The organism is Pandoraea communis, assembly GCF_902459745.1.
Taxonomy (GTDB): domain Bacteria; phylum Pseudomonadota; class Gammaproteobacteria; order Burkholderiales; family Burkholderiaceae; genus Pandoraea; species Pandoraea communis.
Map to the genome: position 1 here is coordinate 818710 of NZ_CABPSJ010000003.1, position 19071 is coordinate 837780.

Here is a 19071-nt window from a genome sequence, read left to right on the forward strand (position 1 = left end):
TGCAATAGTTACTCAACAAATCGTGGATAAATACGGGTATTCTTTGAATAGATCCTTTCCAATAATTCAAGAATTGAATGATGATCGACAACCTCCCGAGCCTGCGTACCTTTGTGCGCGTTGTGGCCGCTGGAAGCCTGTCTGCAGCTGCGCGAGAAATGGATATGTCGCTTGCGATGGTCAGCAAACGGCTCACGCAGCTCGAGCGTGAGCTAGGTATCCGCCTGCTCCAACGCACCACGCGAAAGCAGGTGCTGACAGAGGAGGGGGTGCTGTTTCACGCCGAAGCTGTTCGAATACTCGAGGCTATTGAGCAGGCGGAGGCGGTCATCTTGGGGAGGTCTCAAGCTATTGATGGGACGGTTCGTCTGAGCGCTCCCGTAGAGTTTGGCCGGCAGTGGATCGCCCCCGCCATTGCGGCCTTCCAGAAGAAGCATCCCAAGGTGCTCGTCCAACTGACACTTTCCGATGTTGTCGTGGATCTTCTCGATGCGAACATCGATCTGGCCATCCGTTTCGGCAACCTGGCGGATTCATCACTTATCGCCCGTCCGCTGGCCCCCAATTTCCGGGTGCTTTGCGCATCGCCGGCGTACCTAAAGCGGTTCGGAGTACCCAATCACCCAAATGAGTTAATCCACCACCAATGCATACTGATCGGTAATCACGCCCGAGCGGTATGGACATTTGATGGCGAGGAGCATCTCTCGGTGCAAATCATCGGAACCTTCCTCACGAACGACGGCAGTGCGGCCCATACGTTGGCGCTCGAAGGTGCGGGCATTGCACGCAAGTCAATCTGGGACGTGGGCGATGAAATCGCCAACGGCCGGTTAAAGAGGGTGCTTCCGGCGTTTGCAATCCCCGCTGCACCGTTGAATGCGATCTACCCGACTGGGCGTCATCTCGCGCCGCGTGTGCGTGCCCTGGTGGAGTTTCTGGGTGACAGGCTGAGCAAAGCGTGGCGGTGGGAAAGCATGCGGGAAGCTGACGTTAAAGCCTAGTTCATGGGCTTGGCGGGCAGTTGATTCGACGCCAATACTCGTTGCGACGCCGCAAACTGGCCCTGGTCCGTTCGGCCCGGCGCCATCCCGTCGACATTCCAAGGGGGGGGCAGGTCAGTCGATTACTGCCTATCAACTCACCTGCTACGTGTGTCGTTTTTTGAGGGATATAAGTCCTTTGCGTCATTCTGTGTGGATTCCATAATTTGCTCACGAAATCGAGTTGAAGCAAGCGCAGTAGCACTTGATTCTTCGGCTCGATCGATAACGAAGCAGAGAAAGGAACATAGACATGAGGCTTAAAAACAAATCGGCGTTGATCACGGGTGGCACGAGTGGCATTGGTCTTGCCACTGCCAAGCGCTTCATTGCAGAAGGCGCCAAAGTGGCGGTAACGGGTCGCGATGAGGCCGTGTTTGATCGCGTAAAGGCAGAACTTGGCGAGAACTCGCTCGTCCTCAAGGGCGATGTACGTTCGCTCAAGGACATGCGAGCGATTGCTGCCGAGGTGAAAGAGAAGTTTGGTGGTTTGGATGTCGTTTTTGCCAATGCTGGCTGGGCTTTCCCATCCGCACTCGACGACATCGACGACGAACGCTACAGCGAGATCATGGACATCAACGTCAAGGGCGTGGTGTTCACGCTTCAAGCGGTGCTGCCGGACTTGAGAGAGGGCTCCTCGGTCATTCTCACGACATCGTTCGTCGATCAGACCGGCAAGCATGGCATTTCGTTGACTGCGGCGGCAAAGGCCGCGGTGCGATCGCTTGCCCGTAGCTGGTCCTACGAGTTTCTCGATCGCAAAATCCGCTTTAACGCGATCGCTCCCGGCGCAATAGAGACGCCCCTGATTGGCAGATGGGGTATGGCCGACGAGGAGGTTCGCAACCTCAAGGTGGAACTCGCGAAAGCCATTCCGGTGGGCCACATGGGCAGGGCCGAGGACATCGCCCACGCGGCGCTTTATCTCGCTAGTGACGAATCCTCCTACGTCGTCGGCACCGAACTGGTCGTCGATGGTGGCGCTTCGCAGCTTTAAGTCTTCGGTGCCCGATTTCAGCCTCTGAACCTCATCGCTGTCTGTCCAAACCCGCAAACCCAATTAACGCCCGCCAGGATTTTCGCCGTGGCGGTTCTTCAATCTGGCCCAACCTGGCTGTGCTTGGAGCGGGGCCAAAGTGCAAGGAGAAATTGTCTTGACCGACCATAGCAAAAATAACGCCTCTGGAGAGCAACTTACCAGAGCAGGTCATTCCCGCCGAGGTGCCCTCAAGTTTGGAAGTGTCGCCGCGCTCGGCGCCGTAGTGGGTGGTGGCGCATTGTTTGGCGGCGCCACTCCCGCTTTTGCGCAGGCGGGCAGTAAGGCGGAGCTTGCCCCGAATGAACCCCTCAATATTCTGATCGTGAATTACGACGGGGGCACGCTTCTCGATTTCGCTGGCCCTAGCGAGATTTTTCATCGACTACCCAATACGAACGTTCGCTACGCGAGTCTCAATGGCGGTAACGTCACCCTCGAGTTCGGGGTTGTTTATGGCAACACGGAACGACTGGCCGATATCGAGAAGACCGACCTGATCCTGGTGCCCGGTGGTTCCGATTTGTCGGCGCCTATGCGTCCGGAATACCTGAAGCAGATTCGACGCCTGGCCGACGGTGCCAAACACGTTACGTCGGTTTGCAATGGATCGCTCGTACTCGCTGCAACTGGCATCCTCAAAGGTAAGCGAAGTGCCTGCCATTGGGCCTTCGTCAACAAGCTCGCCGAATATGGTGCGATCGGTGTTCCGGATCGTTTTGTAGAAGACGACAATGGCCGGTTCATGAGCGGTGGAGGCGTGACAGCGGGCATCGACTTCGCACTTCGCGTTGCCTCGAAGATGAGGGGGCAACAGGCCGCCGAATTTACGCAGCTCGTGATCGAATACGATCCCGCTCCGCCATTCCATTCCGGTCATCCCAGAGACGCACGGCCGGAAGTCGTCGCGATGGTCGACAAGGAATTGCCCGGCGCGTCCAAGGGCCTCGCCAGAATTCCAGGCGTTCGCTGAAATATTCGCGCTCACCTTCACTTCCCCCCCTCTTTGACTGGAAACAGATCGATGCGACAAATCCGTTATTTTGCTGCTGCCGTTGCAGTTTGCCTTTCGCCTTTCGTGGTTGCCCTGCCTGCGTATGCCAATGGCCCGCAGCCTCAAACCGAAGCGGCCATCAAGGCCGAGAACGCCCGATGGGTGCAAGCCTATATGCGCGGCGATTACGAGGCGATAGGCCGCCTCTATACAAAAGATGGCTCGCTCCTGCCGCCCGGAGGCAACAGGATCGTCGGGGCCGCAGCAATCGTCGAGCACTTCACGAAAGCCAGCGCCGGATCTCAGCCTGACACCGTATCTTTCAGCAATTACGAATTCTATGGTGACGATCGGGTCGTGACCGAGGTGTCGGATGCCGAGATCCACGATCAGAGTGGAAAGCTCAAATACCGAGGCAAGCAGATCCTCATCTTCTTGAAGCAGGGCGGCACTTGGAAGCTGCATCGCGACATGTGGAACGATTCCGCACCCTAACCGGCGTTAGCGCCCCTGCATTTTGCTGACGGGAGCCGTTCTGTTCCGGACTCAGGCCGGCGCCCCCTTTCTCACACACGTCGCTGCGGGCATGCGGCGACGTGTTGAAAGGCCGAAAAGGGCAGGTTGCCCGTGCGGAAATTAACGTATTCGTCTTGCGAGTGACCTAACCATGAAGACAGTTGTCGTTGCAGGTGCGGTGGGCGTCATAGGTCGGGGAGTTCTCGCGTTCTATGAAAACAAGGACGTGAACCTGGTAGCCGTCTCCCGCCGGGCACCGGATTTCCCCACGCGCGCGAAGCACTTGCCGGCCGACCTGCTCGATCGCGATTCCTGCGAAAGATATTTCTCTCAGGTTCCGCACGCGACCCACCTCGTGTTCGCTGCCTATCAAGAGAAATCCTCCCCCGCAGAACTCGTCGACGTGAACCTGCTGATGCTCAGGAACATGGTCGAGGTTATGGAGAAGCACGCACCGAATCTGCGGCACATCACGCTGATGCAAGGTGGCAAGGCTTACGGCGTGCATCTCGGTGCAATGCCACTCTCGCCGGCGAAAGAGAGCGATCCTCGCCATATGCCCCCCAACTTCTATTACGACCAAGAGGATTTTCTCAGAGACCACTCGGTCGGGAAGGCGTGGTCTTGGACCGCGCTTCGTCCGGAAGGCGTTGCTGGTCTGGCGGTTGGGAATCCGATGAACCTGCTTATGGTGATTGCCATTTATGGGACTATCGCAAAAGCCCTTGCCGTTCCCATGTCGTTTCCCGGACCTCGTGCTGCCTACGACGCGCTGTATCAGGTGACGGACACCCGGCTCCTCGCTCGAGCCGTCGATTGGGCCGGAGAAACCGCGCACTGCCGCGGTGAGGTCTACAACATCACCAATGGTGACTACTTCCGATGGGCCCGGGTCTGGCCACGTTTGGCTGAATTCTTCGATGTTCCCGCAGGGGAGCCGATCCCGATGTCGTTGCACCAAATGATGGCGGGCAAGGCCGGACTATGGGGTGAACTGGTCAGACAGCATGGTCTGCGCCCGTACGCCTACGAGGAAATCGTATCGTGGAAGTTCGGCGACCTGATTTTCAAGTCCACCTTCGACAACATCACGAGCACCATCAAGGCACGCACGCACGGATTCCACGATTGCCTCGATAGCGAGGAGATGTATCTCGAGATGCTGGAAGACCTACGGCAGCAGCGGTACATCCCGTGACGTGGAGACGATGCCTGAAAATTGGCATTTGAAGACCGGCAGCTTGATCTTCCCGAAGGTGGGCCAATGTGATTTCGCAGGTCCCTTTGAAGTGCTGTCGCGCATTCCGAACTCGACGTTCCACACCGTGTGGAAAGACAAAGGGACCGATCAGCGGTTGCCGCTGAGCCTGCTTTCACGTCGAATTGATTGCGGCGGATGCCCATACAGTTTGACGAAGGCTCTGCGCATTCGCTCCGGATCGGTGAACCCCACAGCGAGAGCAATCTGCTCGATGGGTTCGCTACCGTCTTGCAAGCGCAGCCGCGCGGCTTCAACTCGCAAACGCTCGACCGCCTTAGCAGGGGTTTCACCCGTTTCTCGGCGAAATGCTCGCCCGAATTGTCTCGGACTCAAATTTGCAGCATCCGCGAGTCGCTCGACAGGTAGTGCTTCGGTCAAATGTTCCCTGGCAAAATTCAGCGCGATGCGAATGCGATCCGATTCCGGATCCATTTGCGACATGGCCGAGAATTGGGACTGACCTCCTGGCCTGCGATACGGAACAACTAAAAGCTTCGAGACGTTGCGCGCAGTTTCCGCGCCCATATCTTTTTCGATCATGGCTAGCGCCAAGTCTATTCCAGAGGCGATGCCTGCCGACGTCCACATGCGACCGTCCGCGATGTAGATACTATCGCCCTCGACTCTGGTGCGAGGGTAGCGAGACTGCAATTGAGCGGTGTAGCGCCAGTGCGTTGTTGCTCGCAGTTCGTTCAATAGGCCGGTTTCCGCAAGCAAAAATGCCCCCGTACACACGCTTGCCACCCGCGACGCTTTGGCACTCAATTTCTTGGCAGCAGCGATGTTCTCCGATTCCTGCATGGGGTCTATATCGCCACCTACGAAGATGACAGTATCAAACGCGCGTCTTCCGCTTGGCTTTGTTTCGATCGAAAGCCCCGCATTGCCAGGAACCAATCCTCCCGCCTGTGAGATGACATGAAGATCATATGGAGTGTGACCAACGGCTGTGGCCACCTGATTAAAAGTCGAAAGCGGGCCAGCAAGATCAAGCGCGTCGTAGCCACGGCAAACGAAGAATCCAATTCGATGCATGAAGATATTGTCAACCGAGAAGCCTGAGTTGTCGCATTTTAAGGGAAGTTTGAAGATAGAACTGTTTGTCCTAAATCGAGGGAAAAACGTCTTTTGAGACTTAATCAATCAGGCGTATGGTGGATGGCCTGAGCGGTGCGGGCAAGTCATCGGAGATCTAGCCGTTCATGTCGCTCGATAGAGAGAATCAAGACAAGGACATAAGGAATGACCAAGAAAGCGTTTCAGATCCCTGCGGATCATCCGATGTTTGCTGCGACGCAAAGCGGCTACGAGAGTTATGGTTATTCGCCAGCCGTTCGCGCGGGCAACTTCCTTTTCATCGCTGGTGAAGTCGGTTTCCGATCCGACGGCTCGGTTCCCGAGAGCGTTGCTGAACAGACTGAGGTTGCCCTGGAGCGAACCAAGGAAATCTTACGGCTGCAGGGGCTTACGATGGCCGATCTTGTCGAGGTGGTGAGCTATCACGTCAATCTTAAAGATACGGTCGATGAGTTCTTGCCGGTCAAGGCGCGCTACACCGAGCGTCCGTTCCCTGCCTGGTCGATAATCGGGGTCGAGGCGCTCGCGCTTCCTCAACTCAAGATTGAAATTCGAAGCGTCGCTGTTTTTCCCGAAGGGAAATAACCAGGAGGGATACGGACGCTGCTGGTGTCCGGTTCAGTGTCCGCCGGCCAACATCTCAGCGTCAGCGCCGGCGGGAATCCGCATGGCGCTTGACGGATCGGTCACCGCGCGCCACACCGCTTCGGCCACATCCCGCGCATGGGTGATCGGTCCCGGTTCACGCAATCCCGCCATGAAGCGCTGTACGACCCCGGCATACGCCTCGTGGTCGAGACCCTGCATGTGGGCGCGTCCGTTCTCGCCGAAGCGGGTCTCCGGCGCACGCCCTGGCAGCACCAGGTGTGCGCGCACACCGAACGCCCCGAGTTCCAATGCCATCGACTCGGTGAACGCGTTCACCGCCGCCTTGCTCGCGGTATAGGCGGCGATCAGCGGAATCGCTTTCAAGGTGACGCTCGACGTGACGTTCACCACGACGCCGGCTCTGCATTCCCTGAACTGAGGCAGCACCGCCTGCGTCACAGCCATCGTGCCGAAGGTATTGGTCTCGAAGAGTTCGCGTATCGTCGGCATCGGGGTGACCTCAAAAGGCGCTGCCGAGCCGAAGCCTGCATTGTTGACGAGAGCATCTAGCGGCCCCGCGGCCTCGACCGCCTGCCGGATGCTTTCCGGATCCGTCACGTCGAGCGCGAGTACGCGTAGATTTGCGGAGCTGGGCAGCACGTCCTCTCGCGGCGTGCGCATTGTCGCGACAACCTTCCAGTTGCGCTCGAGGAAGTACCGGGCGGTTTCAAGGCCGAAGCCGGAAGAGCATCCGGTGATCAAAACGGTTTTCATTGGGTGGCTCAAAGGTGAGTTGCAACGCCAAGACGATAGACCACTGCGACCGGACTTTCTATAATTGGGCGTCCAGAATTAATTTGCAGGAGTCCGGGTATGGTTGACCCGTTGGCAGAGGTGGTCACGCTTCTCCAGCCACACGCCAGGCACGCCAAGCTCGTCGTCGGCGCTGGGCCATGGCATATCCACCGCTCGGATGCCGGGCAGCCGTTTTATTGCGTCGTTCTTGAAGGCGCCTGCCGCCTCGCGGTTGACGGGGGGGAAACGATTGAACTCAGCTCGGGGGATTTCATCCTGGTCCCTGAGGCTTACGGATTCGCAATGTCCAGCATGCTGCCGCTCCCGGCCGATATGCCGGAAGCCGTACCGGTTGCCCTGGCCGTCGGGGAATTCCGGATCGGCGATCAGAATGGATCGCCAGACCTGAGCATGCTGGTGGGCCATTGCAGCTTCGACTCTCCCGACGCGGACCTGCTGGTGTCGCTGCTTCCGCAGGTCGTGCATGTACGTGGCGAGCCGCGACTCACCACTCTTGTTCAGCTTGTCAAAGACGAGTTTCGCGACCGGCGTCCGGCGCGCGAAGTCATTCTCGACCACCTGCTCGAAGTCCTGCTCATAGAAGCCCTTCGCTCGACGACCGGGACACCCGCGTCGCTCGGCCTCGTGCGGGGGCTTGCCGACGAACGCCTTGCCGTCACCCTCCGCCGGATGCATGAAAGCCCGGCCAGAGCGTGGACGGTGGCAGAGTTGGCCAGGGAGGCTGCACTCTCTCGTTCAGTCTTCTTCGAGCGTTTCAGCCGTGCGGTAGGCCTCGCGCCGATGGCGTATCTGCTGACCTGGCGCATGGCCTTGGCGAAGAACATGCTTCGGCGGAGCAACCGTGGCATCGCAGAGATTGCGGAGTGCGTCGGCTATGGTTCCGCGAGCGCGTTCAGCGTTGCGTTCGCCCGTCACGTCGGATTGCCGCCGGCACGCTACGCGCGGGAGCAGGCGATGCCTGCCCTCTGACTTCACCGAAGGTAAGTATCCGGCCAGAAGCGCGTTCGGCGTGAATGGCATGGCTTTCGATGAACGCGTCGAAGTCGAGTGCATGGCGTCCAAGTCACCGGAAGCCTGCGGGCGTTGACGAGCGGGCAAGGCAACCGTCCTTACCTTGATAACCCGCCCGAGCCCAAGGTCGTCACGCTGTAATGCAAGTTGGCGACCGATGCGCTGCGCACCCCGGAATGTCTGCAATGCGTTCTGCGGGTGCGCGCCTGCCTCAAACCGAGCGTGTCAGTCCACCGTCGACGCGAATGTTCTGGCCGGTGATGTAACCGGCACCATCGGACGCCAGAAACGCCACGGTCGCCGCGATCTCTTCCGCCTTGCCGTAACGCTGCATCGGTACGCTCTCACGTCGCGTCTCTTGCTGCGGCAGGCTGTCGATCCATCCCGGCAGGACGTTGTTCATCCGCACGTTGTCCCTTGCATACTTGTCCGCAAACAGCTTCGTGAACGAGGCCAGTCCGGCACGAAACACGGCGGATGTCGGAAACATTTCGCTCGGCTCGAACGCCCACGCCGTCGAGATGTTGATGATCGTGCCCGAGCCTTGCCTTTGCATGATCGGGGTCACGAGTCGCGTGGGGCGGATCACGTTCATCAGATACGTGTCCATACCGCGATGCCAATCCTCGTCGCTGATTTCCAGAATCGGCGCGCGTGGGCCGTGGCCTGCACTGTTCACGAGCACGTCGATACGGCCCCAGCGCTCGACGGCCAACGCGACCAGCTTCTCCAGCGCATCGTTCGACTGGTTCGATCCGGTGACGCCCACACCGCCCAGCGCCGTGGCCAATGCCTCGCCCTTGCCAGACGACGACAGGATGCCGACCTTGAAACCGTCCGCCGCGAGACGCCGAGCAGCCGCCGCACCCATGCCGCTGCCCCCGGCCGTAATCAACGCCACTTTTTCTACTGTCATGCCGATATCCTCCGAATACGCTGACGAACACCCCGGTGGTGGTCAGCCTTCATGATTTGCGTGCGTCAGCGTAACATTGCCGCGCACGCTCGGCGCACCGGATTTCAACACATCACTCAGTAGAAAAATCAGAACGTGATGCAAGCCCTCCGCCGATTGCCGTCGCTTAACGTGTTGCCCCCCTTCGCTGCGGCTCGTCGGCAGTGGCCAGAATTTACGCCTGAATACGCTGCACGAAGCCATGCCGTCTGGTCGCAAATGCGACACCCCATGCAGCCAGTGCGAGCACTACCAGCACATGTGGCAGCGCGGCGGCACCCCATGTCGACAGTACTGCGCCACCGAGGATCCCGCTGCCCGCGAACGACAGATTGAACACCGTCACGAGCATCGATTGCGCAACGTTCTCGTGCTTGCCCGCCGCGTTGCCCAGCGCCGTTTGCAAGATCGTCGGTGCGCCGCTGAAGCAGAGGCCCCAGAGTATCGCGCCCGTGATGAGTACCGGCCACGACGTCGGCCATGCCCCGAAGACGACGATGACAATCGTGAACCCGGCGAGGGCCAGCAGCACAAGTCGGCGCAGCCAGCGATCCACCCACAGCCCGACGCCCCAGAGTCCCACGAGCGTGCAGATGCCGAACGTCGACAAGATGGCGGCGAGCCGGTCGCCCATGCCTGCCGACGCGAGAAACGGCGCGATGTAGGTATAGAGCGTGTAATGCGCGATAACCCACAGCATCACCACCGCGAGCACCGGACGAACGCCCGGCAGACGAAGCACGTCGATCATCGAAGCCCGCGCGCCGGAGGCGCTGCCGGTGTCGTTCGTGCTCGGCACGTCGGGCACGAACAGGCGTATCCAGCCGACGAGAATCAGCGCGACGGCCGCCAGAGCACCGAACACCCAGCGCCAGCCGATGAGATGCCCGAGCGCGGTGGCTGCGGGGACACCGATCGCCAACGCGAGGGGGACGCCGAGCATGGCGATCGCGAGCGCGCGTCCTTGCCGCGATGGGCTAACAAGGCGGCGCGCATAGGTTGCGATCTCACTCCATGCGAGCCCCGTTGCCAGACCGACGACGAAGCGCGCGGTCAGCGTCAGTGTGAAATCGGTCGAGACAGCGGTGACCGCATTGCAGACAGCAAAGCCGAGCAGGGCGGCCAGCAATACCGTGCGGCGCGACCAGCGATGCATCAGCACGGTCAGGGGCACGGCCCCAAGGCCCGCGCCAAGGGCGCACAGGGTGACCATCTGGCCTGCCCATGATTCCGAGATGTTGAAGCCGTCGGCCAGTTGCGGCAGCAGGCCAGCGGGCACTGTTTCGTTCGCGGCCGCCACGAACGTGGCGAGCATCAATGCGGTCATCGATGCCCAGGGCGTTGCGTCGGCTAACGTGGACGATGTTGCCGCGCGGCCGGGCGATGGCGTTGGGGAGGAACGTGGGGAGGAGGTGGGGGAGGTTGGCATAACGGCGGCGTCCAAACATGAAGTGTCCCGGGCGGGACGATGTGACGTAGTCTGCCAACGCGCGCTATATTTGATAATTCGCGGGAAATTTGAATAACTTTCAAATCTGGATGAAAGATGGCGACGGACAAACTTGGCGACATGCGTCTTTTCACGAGTGCGGCGACGCTCGGCAGCCTGTCGGCGGCCGGGCGCAAGCTGGGCCTGTCGCCCGCTGCGGCGAGCGCGCGTCTGGCGAAGCTCGAGGCGTCGTTGCAGACGCGTCTGTTCGTGCGCACGACGCGTCAGTTACGTCTCACGGACGAGGGGCGCGTCTATCTTTCGCATTGTCTCGTCGCCTTGCAGGCCATTGACGACGGCGAAGCGGCGCTACAGGCAGGGTGCGCAGCAATACGGGGCAAGATCCGGTTGTCTGCCTCGACCGATTTTGGACTGCACAAACTGTCGCCCTGGCTCGACGAATTCACGGCGCGTCATCCTGATGTGCGGCTATCCCTGACCTTGACCGACTCCATTTCCAATCTTGTGCAGGACGACGTCGATCTGGCGATTCGCTTTCGCGAGCCGAATGACGGCACGCTCGTGGCGCGGCGTCTTGCGCCGATGTGCCGCGTGCTGTGTGCGTCGCCGGATTATTTGGCCCGTCATGGAGAGCCGGCGACCCCGGAGGCACTCTCGGCGCATCGGTTCATCGTGTTGGTGACATCGTCGGGGCCGCTCAACGAGTTTTATTTTCGTCAGGCGGAGGCGGTCTGGCAATTCACGGTGCCGATGGCGCAGGCGTGGGAGACGAACGACGGGACGCTGGCGCGCCGCTGGGCGCTTGACGGACGGGGGATTGTGCGCAAAACGCTGTGGGATGCCGCCGACGATGTGCGGGCGGGGCGGCTGAAGATCCTGCTGCCCGATTACATCGTCAAGGAGCCGGGGGTGTATGCGGTGCGGCACCGTACGCGATACATGGTCCCGCGCGTGCGCGCGCTGCTCGATTTCCTGATCGACCGGTTCGCGCAGGAGGCATCTGCCTGGCCGGACATCGGCACTTGCCGCGTGTGACTTCGTGTCATCATATGGCATGGCCCAGATCCCGCTCTTCCCGCTCGGTAATGCCCTGTTTCCCGCTGGGGTATTGCGTTTGCGCATCTTCGAGGTGCGCTATCTCGACCTGATCAAGCGATGCCTTGCCGACGGCACCGAATTCGGTGTCGTCGTCTTGCGTCAGGGTAGCGAAGTCCGTCTGCCCGACAGCGTCGAGGAACCCGCCATGATCGGCACGATGGCACGCATCGACGACTGGCATGCGACCATGCCGTCGTTGCTCGAAATCGTGTGTCGCGGCACGACCAAGTTCCGTCTCTCGTCCGTCGAATTGGGGAAATACGGGTTATGGATGGGAGAGGCGCAGATGTTGCCGGACGATGCCAATGTCGCCGTCCCCGATTCGCTCCAGATCAGCGCCGATACCTTGGGCAAACTGATCGCCGGGTTGCAGCGCGATCCGGCGCGTGCGGCGAAATTGCCGTTGGCGCCGCCGTACCGGCTCGACGAATGCGGATGGGTTGCCGATCGCTGGGCCGAGTTGCTACCGTTGCCGGCACACGAAAAGGAGACGCTGCTGGGCATGGCGGACCCGGTGGCACGTCTGGCGCGCATCCAGGCCTTCCTGACGGATCACGGCGTGCTGTCCTGAGCGCCCGGACGGGCAAGGTGTGGCGGGGACGTTTCGTCAATGCCGGTCAGACAGGCGATAATGCGGCCTGCAAAGTCTCTCCCTGCCGGCGTACCACGTCGTGCCGCTGCCAGCGGCATCGGGTACGGGGCATCGTTACAAAAGTCCATGACAGTCCAGATCAACGAAGAACTCAAGGCGTACATCGATCCGTTGACGCCTGATGAATATGCTGCGCTCGAACAGAGTCTGCTTGCCGAAGGTTGCCGCGACGCGCTCGTCCTGTGGGGCGATGTGCTGGTTGACGGCCACAATCGCTACGAGATCTGCCGCAAGCACAACATCGAATTTCGAACCGTCCAGAACCCCTCGTTCAAGTCGATGGACGACGTGCGCCTGTGGATGATCGACAACCACCTGGGCCGGCGCAGCGTGTCCGATTACCAGCGCGGCGTGCTGGCGTTGCGCAAGAAGACGATTCTCGAAGCGCGCAGCGGCGCACAAGCTCCCGCGCCGGCGGAAGCCCCGCACGCCGCGATGGCGAACGATGGCGCCGCACAGGACGACGGCAAGACCTCGATTCCGGCGCACACGATGGCGCTCACGCGCGCGGCGCTGGCTCGGGCGGCACGTCTGTCGAGCAATACGCTGGGGCAAATCGAGCAGATCCACAATGCGGCGGCGCCGGAATTGGTGGATGCAGTCAAGCGTGGCGAAGTGTCGATCAATGCGGCGGCGGCCGTATCGACCTTACCGGCCGCGGCGCAAGTGGCAGCGGTGGTGGCGGGCAAGCAGGAGTTGCGCGAGTTGGCACGTCAGGTGCGTGAGGCGCGCCCGGTCAAACCGCGCAAAAAGAAGGACGAAGAGATCGTTGAAGACGACGATGACGGTACCCCGCCGTGGGACACCAGCGCCGATCCGTCCGACGAACTGACGCGTCTGTCGAAAGAACTCAAGGCCATGACCGCCGAGCGCGATGCGCTCAAGAAAAAGGTGGCCCATCTGACGATTGCGCTCGCGGAGGCGCGAGCGGGTAAGTGATCATGCGAACTTCCGGACCCCAGGCACGTCATCAGGCCATTCGCGACACGCTTCGCCACGAGATATTGAGCGGCGTGCTCCCGGGTGGGTATCAACTTCGTCAGGAAGCGCTGGCCGAGCGCTTCAACGCCAGCCGAGTGCCGGTGCGCGAAGCGTTGCGCCAACTGGAAGCGGAAGGATTGGTCACGCACCATCTGAACCGTGGCGCAACGGTAGCGAGCATGAATCTCGAACAGTTGTGCGAGTTGCTCGATATTCGCGTGGCACTCGAATGCCACGCCGCCAAGCTCGCCGTGCCCAATATGGCGGAGCACGACTTTCAGGTGATGGAGCAGATCCTGGCCGAGTACTCGGCGTCTGAAGTCGTCTCGGAGTGGGCCGAGTACAACCGGCGTTTCCATCTGGCACTCTGCGCGCCGGCCAACAACCGGCGCCTGCGGATGCTCATCGAAGAATACTGCCTCAATACCGACCGTTATTCCCATTTGGCCATGTCGCAGGCCACCGGCAAAGAGAAGCCGCAGCACGATCATTACGAGATTCTGGCTGCATGCCGGCGTCGCGACGTCACGGCGGTGGTGTCTCTTCTTGAGGCACACATCCTCAGAACGCGTAATGAAATCAAGGCGATGGCACGCGATGACGTCAGCTTTCTTTCGCGCGCCGCCATCTGAGCTCATTCTCCCGATTGCAGAGAGCAACATAGTAAGTCGCACGGATTTATGAACCCGAGGCACGAATCTTGTGCGTCTGCGGGGACTTTTGGCGCGAGCGGGAATCCGACACACTGTGGTCTTCAGTCAAGCCATTCAACCGACGTTGATTTTTTCTGGCATGACGTTTTCGACAGGAGTTGCACTCATGAGTCTTCCCGCCTTCGGCCTCGGCACGTTCCGTCTCAAGGGCCAAACGGTATTCGACACCGTCACCAACGCGCTGGAGTTGGGTTATCGCGCCATCGACACGGCGCAGATCTATGAGAATGAGGCCGACATCGGCCGTGCGCTCGCGGCATCGCCCGTCAAGCGTGACGAGCTGTATCTGACGACCAAGATCTGGATCGACAACTTTTCCCACGACAAGCTGATTCCGAGTCTGAAAGACAGTCTGTCGAAGCTGGGCACCGACCGCGTCGATCTGACGTTGATTCACTGGCCGTCGCCGGCCAATGCCGTGTCGATGGAGGAATATCTCGGTGCGCTGCGCGAGGCGCGTGAACAGGGGCTGACGCGCGCCATCGGCGTGTCCAATTTCACCATCGCGTTGCTTCGGCAGGCCATCGGTATTGTTGGGGCGGGTGAATTGGCGACCAACCAGATCGAACTGAGCCCGTATCTTCAGAACCGGAAGGTAGCGGAATTTGCCCGCTCGCAGGGGGTGCCCATTACGTCGTACATGACGCTGGCGTACGGGAAAGTGCTGAACGATCCGGTACTGGCGAAGATTGCCGGCGCCCATGGGGCGACTACGGCGCAAGTGGCGCTGGCGTGGGCGATGCAGCAGGGGTATGCGGTGATTCCGTCATCGACCAAGCGTGAGAATCTGGCCAGCAACATGAAGGCGCGCGATTTGCGTCTGAGCGATGAGGACATGGCGCAGATTGCAGCGCTGGATCGCAACGATCGTCAGGCCAACCCGGCATCGCTCGCCCCGGCCTGGGATTGAAATATTCGGTAATACGGGCCTGGCATCGTCCGAGCACGGGAGAGATTTTTCGTTCGATCGTGCAGAACCCGGGGGCTGGCCGTGGCCGGCACCATGCTGATGGCGCTGACCGAGGTTGCGACGCTTGTGCTGTATCGCAAGCGCCGTGTACCGAACGCCGTGACGTGATGGCGTGAGGGGGTGATGGCTGGCTGCGAATGCGGGATATCGCGGGTGACGGGATGTGGCGAAGGGCGTGGTGGTAGCGGGGGGCTGTGCGAGAATAGCGCATTGCCGATAGCGGCCAATTGCGCTGTGCGGGGCGAGTCCGGAAGGGGTGGCAACGCGCAGCGGCTTTTCGTCAACGTTTCATGAATCGAGATTTACCCGCGACCGACGAGACCTACATGGGCCTGGCGCTCCAGCAGGCTCGCGCCGCGATGGCGCAGGGAGAGGTGCCGGTCGGCGCCGTAGTCGTTTGCGACGGGCAGGTCGTCGCCGTCGGGCACAACTGTCCGGTGGGCGGGCACGATCCGTCTGCGCATGCCGAGATGCAGGCGTTGCGGGCTGCGGCGCAGGCGTTGGGCAACTATCGTTTGCCGGAGTGCGAGTTGTACGTGACGCTCGAACCGTGCGTCATGTGTGCGGGTGCCATCATGCATGCGCGAATCAAGCGGGTGGTGTATGGCGCGATGGACCCCAAAACGGGGGCCTGCGGCAGCGTGGTCGACCTGTTTGCGGAGCCGCGCCTCAATCATCATGCCGAAGTCATTGGCGGTGTCATGCGCGATGAGTGCGTCGGCATTCTCCAGACCTTCTTCAGCGAACGGCGTGCTGCAGCGAGGGCACGACGTTTGTCGGCCGCCGCCGAGGCAGCGAGCGAGACGCCGACGCCTACACCTACACCGGGATCTTCCAATTGACGCAGACCAAGCATCTCCAACTGATTGCCCCGTCCGGCTATGCGCCTGATGCCGAGGTTGCCACGCGTGGCGTCGAAACGCTGGAGCGGCTTGGCTACACCGTGGCCAATCGTGAAGCACTTGAGCGCCGGTATTTGCGCTTTGCGGGCACCGATGCCGAGCGCGTGGCCGAAATCAATCAGTTGGCGCAACGAGATCACCCTGTTCCCGATGTCGTACTCGCGGTGCGCGGCGGCTATGGGGCTGTGCATCTGCTCGATCATCTCGACTATGAGGGACTGCATCGCCGGCTCTCGGGCACGCCGGTGGCGATGATCGGTCACAGCGACTTCACCGCAGTGCAACTGGCGCTGTTGGCGCAGGCGCATCTGAGCACCTTTGCTGGGCCGATGTTGCTGGCGGACTTCGGTGCGGAGTCGCTGAGCGACTTCACCGTCACGCAATTTCAATCGGTGCTGCACTCACCGAGTCACGTTGCTCAGTGGCAGGGCGATGGTGCGAGCGGGGACATCGACGTCTCCGGCACCTTATGGGGCGGGAATCTGGCGATGGTATGCAGCCTGATCGGCACGCGGTATCTGCCGCAGATCGATGGCGGTGTGCTGTTCGTCGAGGACGTGAACGAGCCGCCTTATCGGGTTGAGCGGATGCTGTATCAGTTGCATCAATCCGGCATTCTGGCGCGGCAGCGGGCGTTGGTGCTGGGGGACTTCTCGCAGTATCGCGTGACCGACTACGACAACGGGTACGACATGCCGACCATGATCGAGAGTGTGCGCAAGGTCATCGGTATTCCGGTTGTGACGGACATGCCGTTCGGTCATTGTCCCGACAAACTGACCTTGCCGGTCGGGGGGCATGCCAGATTGCAGACATCCGGGGCAGAGGTCACGCTGACGCTTACGGGATATCCCTATATGGCGGCGTGATGCCGGGCTGAGGGTTCGGGAGCACATAAACGCGGCATACGAAAGCACGCCGGGTCGATTCGACGGCCCGGCGTGCTTTTTTGTTGTCTGGCCAGTTTGATGATGGTTGCGCGAAATTTGTGGTTGTTTGGCGGGTACTTCGGGGGAGTTGACGTTCCAGAGGACGGGGTGACGAGGGCGATGTGGAACGCAGTCTGGCGGCGTGCAGGGTTGTGGGCGAATGGCGGAGACGGGGCGACTATACGTCCAGGCGCAGCCTGAATATCTGAATATGGCTATGTTTCCGGGGAGTGGATTTGGCTACACTTCTTCGATCGTTCCGCCATCAGAAGGACGCCAAGACATCATGGCCAGCAACAACGCAAGCTCCAAGGACTATCCCCGCGACCTGATCGGTTATGGCCGCCACGTACCGTTTGCCGACTGGCCGGGGCGTGCGCGAATCGCCGTTCAGTTCGTTCTGAATTACGAAGAAGGCGGCGAGAACTGTGTTTTGCACGGTGATCGGGCGTCCGAGCAGTTCCTGTCCGAGATCATTGGCGCGGCGGCTTACGAGGCGCGTCACATGAGCATGGAGTCCATCTACGAATATGGCTCGCGTGCGGGCGTGTGGCGCATCTTGCGTGAATTCGAGCGTCGCGGGCTGCCGCTGACCGTCTTCGGTGTGGCGATGGCTATGCAGCGTCATCCGGAAGTGACAGCGGCGTTTCAGGCGTTGGGGCACGAGATTGCGTGTCACGGCTGGCGTTGGATTCACTACCAGAACGTGGATGAGGCGACCGAGCGCGAGCACATGCGTATCGCCATCGACATCTTTAAGGAAATGACGGGGAGCGCGCCGCTTGGCTGGTACACGGGCCGCGACAGCCCGAATACGCGCCGTCTGGTGGTTGAGCAGGGCGGGTTTGTCTACGACTCGGACAACTATGGCGACGACCTGCCGTTCTGGACACAGGTGCAGACGAGTGGCGGCGAGGTCAAGCCGCATCTGGTCGTGCCGTACACCCTTGATTCCAACGACATGCGCTTTGCTGCGCCGCAGGGTTTCAACACGGCGGACCATTTCTTCCATTACCTGCGCGATGCCTTCGACGTTTTGTACGCGGAGGGGGACGAGGCGCCGAAGATGTTGTCCGTTGGCATGCATTGCCGGTTGCTGGGCCGTCCGGGGCGCTTCGCTGCGCTACAGCGATTTCTCGATCACATCGAGAAGCATGATCGCGTGTGGGTGTGCCGTCGCATTGACGTGGCGCGTCACTGGCAGGCGCGTCATCCGTTCGTGGCGGCTTAGGCGAGTTGATGCGTGAGGTGCTGCGCCTGGAGGGGCGTAGTGCCTAGTGGTTGGTATCCAGATTGAATCCGACAGGCGTCATCGGGCTGTGCGAGAAGCACGGCGGGGCGTCATCTTTGTTTCCCAGGAGAGCGGTTGATGAACGCCCCGTTGCCTATGACACAACGTACTGTTGCCGAATTGTCGGTGCTGCTGCGCGCCGAGTTCGTTGCTGCGCTCGACGGCATTTTCGAGCATTCCCCGTGGGTGGCAGAAGCGGCGTGGGAAGACCGGCCGTTTGCCACCGTCAATGCGTTGCATGACGCCATGTGCCAGGCTGTGATCGATGCGGGTGAAGGCCCGCAGCTTGATCTCATACGTGCTCACCCGGAGTTGGCGGGCAAGGCGGCGGTGCGTGGCGAGTTGACGGCTGAGTCTACGCGAGAGCAGGCGGGGGCGGGGCTCGATCAATGCAGCGCTGAAGAGTTTGCGCGTCTGACCGAACTGAATGACGCGTACAAGGCCAAGTTCGGTTTCCCGTACATTCTGGCCGTGCGTGGTCACACGCGCAGCAGCATCATCGAGAACTTTGCCGGGCGCCTTGAAAACAGCCGGGCGGACGAGATCGAAGAATGTCTGCGACAGATCTTCCGGATCGCAGGATTCCGTCTGGAGGATCTGGTGCGCGACTAAGGCGCTGGCAGATCGGGCGGACGGGTGTTCGCCACAGTGTTTCAAGCAGGTTTCGTATTCATCCGTTTCAGACTTTACCGAATCCTCAGGAGTTGGCATGGCCCTCGTTCCGCAAGATCCGAACGCACCGGAATTCGTGCGCCGTTACGTCAATCTGGCCGATCCGCGCCTGG

At 60.6% G+C, this 19071-nt stretch carries 20 protein-coding genes and 1 pseudogene; 16 read left to right on the plus strand and 5 right to left on the minus strand.

Annotation, left to right across the window (positions count from 1 at the left end; genetic code table 11):
- The first annotated feature begins 77 nt into the window (after positions 1 to 77).
- Positions 78 to 1004, plus strand: a complete 927-nt coding sequence (locus PCO31110_RS14530) for a LysR family transcriptional regulator (RefSeq protein ID WP_036660859.1) — start codon at positions 78 to 80, stop codon at positions 1002 to 1004.
- On the opposite strand, the pseudogene PCO31110_RS14535 reads toward PCO31110_RS14530, so the two are convergent.
- Positions 987 to 1061: pseudogene (locus PCO31110_RS14535) on the minus strand (isochorismatase family protein); the annotation flags it as partial. The gene PCO31110_RS14530 and the pseudogene PCO31110_RS14535 overlap by 18 nt on opposite strands.
- A gap of 235 nt (positions 1062 to 1296) precedes the next feature.
- On the opposite strand from PCO31110_RS14535, the gene PCO31110_RS14540 reads away from it, so the two are divergent.
- From PCO31110_RS14540 to PCO31110_RS14555, 4 genes are all read left to right on the plus strand, one after another.
- The gene (locus PCO31110_RS14540) at positions 1297 to 2043 is read left to right on the plus strand and encodes an SDR family oxidoreductase (RefSeq protein WP_010803896.1); all 747 of its coding nucleotides are present in this window, start codon (positions 1297 to 1299) and stop codon (positions 2041 to 2043) included.
- A gap of 157 nt (positions 2044 to 2200) precedes the next feature.
- Positions 2201 to 3055 carry a DJ-1/PfpI family protein gene (locus PCO31110_RS14545; RefSeq protein ID WP_010803897.1) on the plus strand — a complete coding sequence of 285 codons (855 nt, stop codon included), beginning with the start codon at positions 2201 to 2203 and terminating at the stop codon, positions 3053 to 3055.
- A 51-nt stretch (positions 3056 to 3106) separates the two neighbouring features.
- Positions 3107 to 3571 (plus strand): YybH family protein, encoded by a 465-nt coding sequence (locus PCO31110_RS14550; RefSeq protein ID WP_010803898.1) that lies wholly within the window; start codon positions 3107 to 3109, stop codon positions 3569 to 3571.
- A gap of 172 nt (positions 3572 to 3743) precedes the next feature.
- Positions 3744 to 4790: an SDR family oxidoreductase gene (locus tag PCO31110_RS14555; protein WP_150690718.1), complete on the plus strand. Its 1047-nt coding sequence runs from the start codon at positions 3744 to 3746 to the stop codon at positions 4788 to 4790.
- Positions 4791 to 4940: 150 nt separating this feature from the next.
- On the opposite strand, the gene PCO31110_RS14565 is transcribed toward PCO31110_RS14555, so the two are convergent.
- Positions 4941 to 5888, minus strand: a complete 948-nt coding sequence (locus tag PCO31110_RS14565; protein ID WP_010803900.1) for a GlxA family transcriptional regulator — start codon at positions 5886 to 5888, stop codon at positions 4941 to 4943.
- A 207-nt stretch (positions 5889 to 6095) separates the two neighbouring features.
- Here PCO31110_RS14565 and PCO31110_RS14570 point away from each other — a divergent pair, with 207 nt between their 5' ends.
- Positions 6096 to 6515 carry a Rid family hydrolase gene (locus tag PCO31110_RS14570; protein ID WP_010803901.1) on the plus strand — a complete coding sequence of 140 codons (420 nt, stop codon included), beginning with the start codon at positions 6096 to 6098 and terminating at the stop codon, positions 6513 to 6515.
- Between the two features lie 33 nt (positions 6516 to 6548).
- Here the strand turns inward: PCO31110_RS14570 and PCO31110_RS14575 are convergent, their stop codons facing one another.
- Positions 6549 to 7292, minus strand: coding sequence for an SDR family oxidoreductase (locus PCO31110_RS14575; RefSeq protein WP_010803902.1), 744 nt, complete (start codon positions 7290 to 7292; stop codon positions 6549 to 6551).
- Between the two features lie 99 nt (positions 7293 to 7391).
- On the opposite strand from PCO31110_RS14575, the gene PCO31110_RS14580 reads away from it, so the two are divergent.
- Positions 7392 to 8303: an AraC family transcriptional regulator gene (locus PCO31110_RS14580; protein ID WP_010803903.1), complete on the plus strand. Its 912-nt coding sequence runs from the start codon at positions 7392 to 7394 to the stop codon at positions 8301 to 8303.
- 253 nt (positions 8304 to 8556) lie between these two features.
- Here the strand turns inward: PCO31110_RS14580 and PCO31110_RS14590 are convergent, their stop codons facing one another.
- Together PCO31110_RS14590 and PCO31110_RS14595 are read right to left on the minus strand one after the other, a co-directional pair.
- The gene (locus PCO31110_RS14590; protein ID WP_010803904.1) at positions 8557 to 9261 is read right to left on the minus strand and encodes an SDR family oxidoreductase; all 705 of its coding nucleotides are present in this window, start codon (positions 9259 to 9261) and stop codon (positions 8557 to 8559) included.
- 214 nt (positions 9262 to 9475) lie between these two features.
- Positions 9476 to 10627, minus strand: coding sequence for an MFS transporter (locus tag PCO31110_RS14595; protein ID WP_246189840.1), 1152 nt, complete (start codon positions 10625 to 10627; stop codon positions 9476 to 9478).
- A gap of 219 nt (positions 10628 to 10846) precedes the next feature.
- On the opposite strand from PCO31110_RS14595, the gene PCO31110_RS14600 reads away from it, so the two are divergent.
- The 9 genes from PCO31110_RS14600 (at position 10847) to uraD (ending at position 18898) form a co-directional block, all read left to right on the plus strand.
- The gene (locus PCO31110_RS14600) at positions 10847 to 11785 is read left to right on the plus strand and encodes a LysR family transcriptional regulator (RefSeq protein WP_010803906.1); all 939 of its coding nucleotides are present in this window, start codon (positions 10847 to 10849) and stop codon (positions 11783 to 11785) included.
- Between the two features lie 19 nt (positions 11786 to 11804).
- Positions 11805 to 12419, plus strand: a complete 615-nt coding sequence (locus PCO31110_RS14605; RefSeq protein WP_010803907.1) for an LON peptidase substrate-binding domain-containing protein — start codon at positions 11805 to 11807, stop codon at positions 12417 to 12419.
- Positions 12420 to 12566: 147 nt separating this feature from the next.
- On the plus strand, positions 12567 to 13439 hold the full coding sequence (locus tag PCO31110_RS14610) for a ParB N-terminal domain-containing protein (RefSeq protein ID WP_010803908.1): 873 nt from the start codon (positions 12567 to 12569) through the stop codon (positions 13437 to 13439).
- A 2-nt stretch (positions 13440 to 13441) separates the two neighbouring features.
- Positions 13442 to 14113 (plus strand): GntR family transcriptional regulator, encoded by a 672-nt coding sequence (locus PCO31110_RS14615; protein WP_051126079.1) that lies wholly within the window; start codon positions 13442 to 13444, stop codon positions 14111 to 14113.
- Between the two features lie 187 nt (positions 14114 to 14300).
- On the plus strand, positions 14301 to 15104 hold the full coding sequence (gene dkgB, locus PCO31110_RS14620; RefSeq protein ID WP_010803910.1) for a 2,5-didehydrogluconate reductase DkgB: 804 nt from the start codon (positions 14301 to 14303) through the stop codon (positions 15102 to 15104).
- 350 nt (positions 15105 to 15454) lie between these two features.
- Positions 15455 to 16006, plus strand: coding sequence for a tRNA adenosine(34) deaminase TadA (gene tadA / locus PCO31110_RS14625; protein WP_150690721.1), 552 nt, complete (start codon positions 15455 to 15457; stop codon positions 16004 to 16006).
- Positions 16003 to 16935, plus strand: coding sequence for a muramoyltetrapeptide carboxypeptidase (ldcA, locus tag PCO31110_RS14630; RefSeq protein ID WP_150690722.1), 933 nt, complete (start codon positions 16003 to 16005; stop codon positions 16933 to 16935). Before tadA ends, ldcA begins: the two co-directional genes overlap by 4 nt.
- Before the next feature lie 346 nt (positions 16936 to 17281).
- Positions 17282 to 18226 carry an allantoinase PuuE gene (gene puuE, locus PCO31110_RS14635; RefSeq protein ID WP_150690723.1) on the plus strand — a complete coding sequence of 315 codons (945 nt, stop codon included), beginning with the start codon at positions 17282 to 17284 and terminating at the stop codon, positions 18224 to 18226.
- 138 nt (positions 18227 to 18364) lie between these two features.
- Positions 18365 to 18898, plus strand: coding sequence for a 2-oxo-4-hydroxy-4-carboxy-5-ureidoimidazoline decarboxylase (uraD, locus tag PCO31110_RS14640; RefSeq protein WP_010803914.1), 534 nt, complete (start codon positions 18365 to 18367; stop codon positions 18896 to 18898).
- Positions 18899 to 19071 lie beyond the last annotated feature (173 nt).

Bases quoted from the DNA above. Each gene is read 5' to 3' on its own strand.
- PCO31110_RS14550 (WP_010803898.1), top strand. From the start codon at position 3,107: ATGCGACAAATCCGTTATTTTGCTGCTGCCGTTGCAGTTTGCCTTTCG.
- PCO31110_RS14555 (WP_150690718.1), top strand. From the start codon at position 3,744: ATGAAGACAGTTGTCGTTGCAGGTGCGGTGGGCGTCATAGGTCGGGGA.
- PCO31110_RS14590 (WP_010803904.1), bottom strand. From the start codon at position 9,261: ATGACAGTAGAAAAAGTGGCGTTGATTACGGCCGGGGGCAGCGGCATG.
- dkgB (WP_010803910.1), top strand. From the start codon at position 14,301: ATGAGTCTTCCCGCCTTCGGCCTCGGCACGTTCCGTCTCAAGGGCCAA.
- PCO31110_RS14570 (WP_010803901.1), top strand. From the start codon at position 6,096: ATGACCAAGAAAGCGTTTCAGATCCCTGCGGATCATCCGATGTTTGCT.
- PCO31110_RS14610 (WP_010803908.1), top strand. From the start codon at position 12,567: ATGACAGTCCAGATCAACGAAGAACTCAAGGCGTACATCGATCCGTTG.
- PCO31110_RS14605 (WP_010803907.1), top strand. From the start codon at position 11,805: ATGGCCCAGATCCCGCTCTTCCCGCTCGGTAATGCCCTGTTTCCCGCT.
- PCO31110_RS14540 (WP_010803896.1), top strand. From the start codon at position 1,297: ATGAGGCTTAAAAACAAATCGGCGTTGATCACGGGTGGCACGAGTGGC.
- puuE (WP_150690723.1), top strand. From the start codon at position 17,282: ATGGCCAGCAACAACGCAAGCTCCAAGGACTATCCCCGCGACCTGATC.
- PCO31110_RS14565 (WP_010803900.1), bottom strand. From the start codon at position 5,888: ATGCATCGAATTGGATTCTTCGTTTGCCGTGGCTACGACGCGCTTGAT.
- uraD (WP_010803914.1), top strand. From the start codon at position 18,365: ATGAACGCCCCGTTGCCTATGACACAACGTACTGTTGCCGAATTGTCG.
- tadA (WP_150690721.1), top strand. From the start codon at position 15,455: ATGAATCGAGATTTACCCGCGACCGACGAGACCTACATGGGCCTGGCG.
- PCO31110_RS14615 (WP_051126079.1), top strand. From the start codon at position 13,442: ATGCGAACTTCCGGACCCCAGGCACGTCATCAGGCCATTCGCGACACG.
- PCO31110_RS14600 (WP_010803906.1), top strand. From the start codon at position 10,847: ATGGCGACGGACAAACTTGGCGACATGCGTCTTTTCACGAGTGCGGCG.
- PCO31110_RS14580 (WP_010803903.1), top strand. From the start codon at position 7,392: ATGGTTGACCCGTTGGCAGAGGTGGTCACGCTTCTCCAGCCACACGCC.
- PCO31110_RS14595 (WP_246189840.1), bottom strand. From the start codon at position 10,627: ATGACCGCATTGATGCTCGCCACGTTCGTGGCGGCCGCGAACGAAACA.
- PCO31110_RS14575 (WP_010803902.1), bottom strand. From the start codon at position 7,292: ATGAAAACCGTTTTGATCACCGGATGCTCTTCCGGCTTCGGCCTTGAA.
- PCO31110_RS14530 (WP_036660859.1), top strand. From the start codon at position 78: ATGATGATCGACAACCTCCCGAGCCTGCGTACCTTTGTGCGCGTTGTG.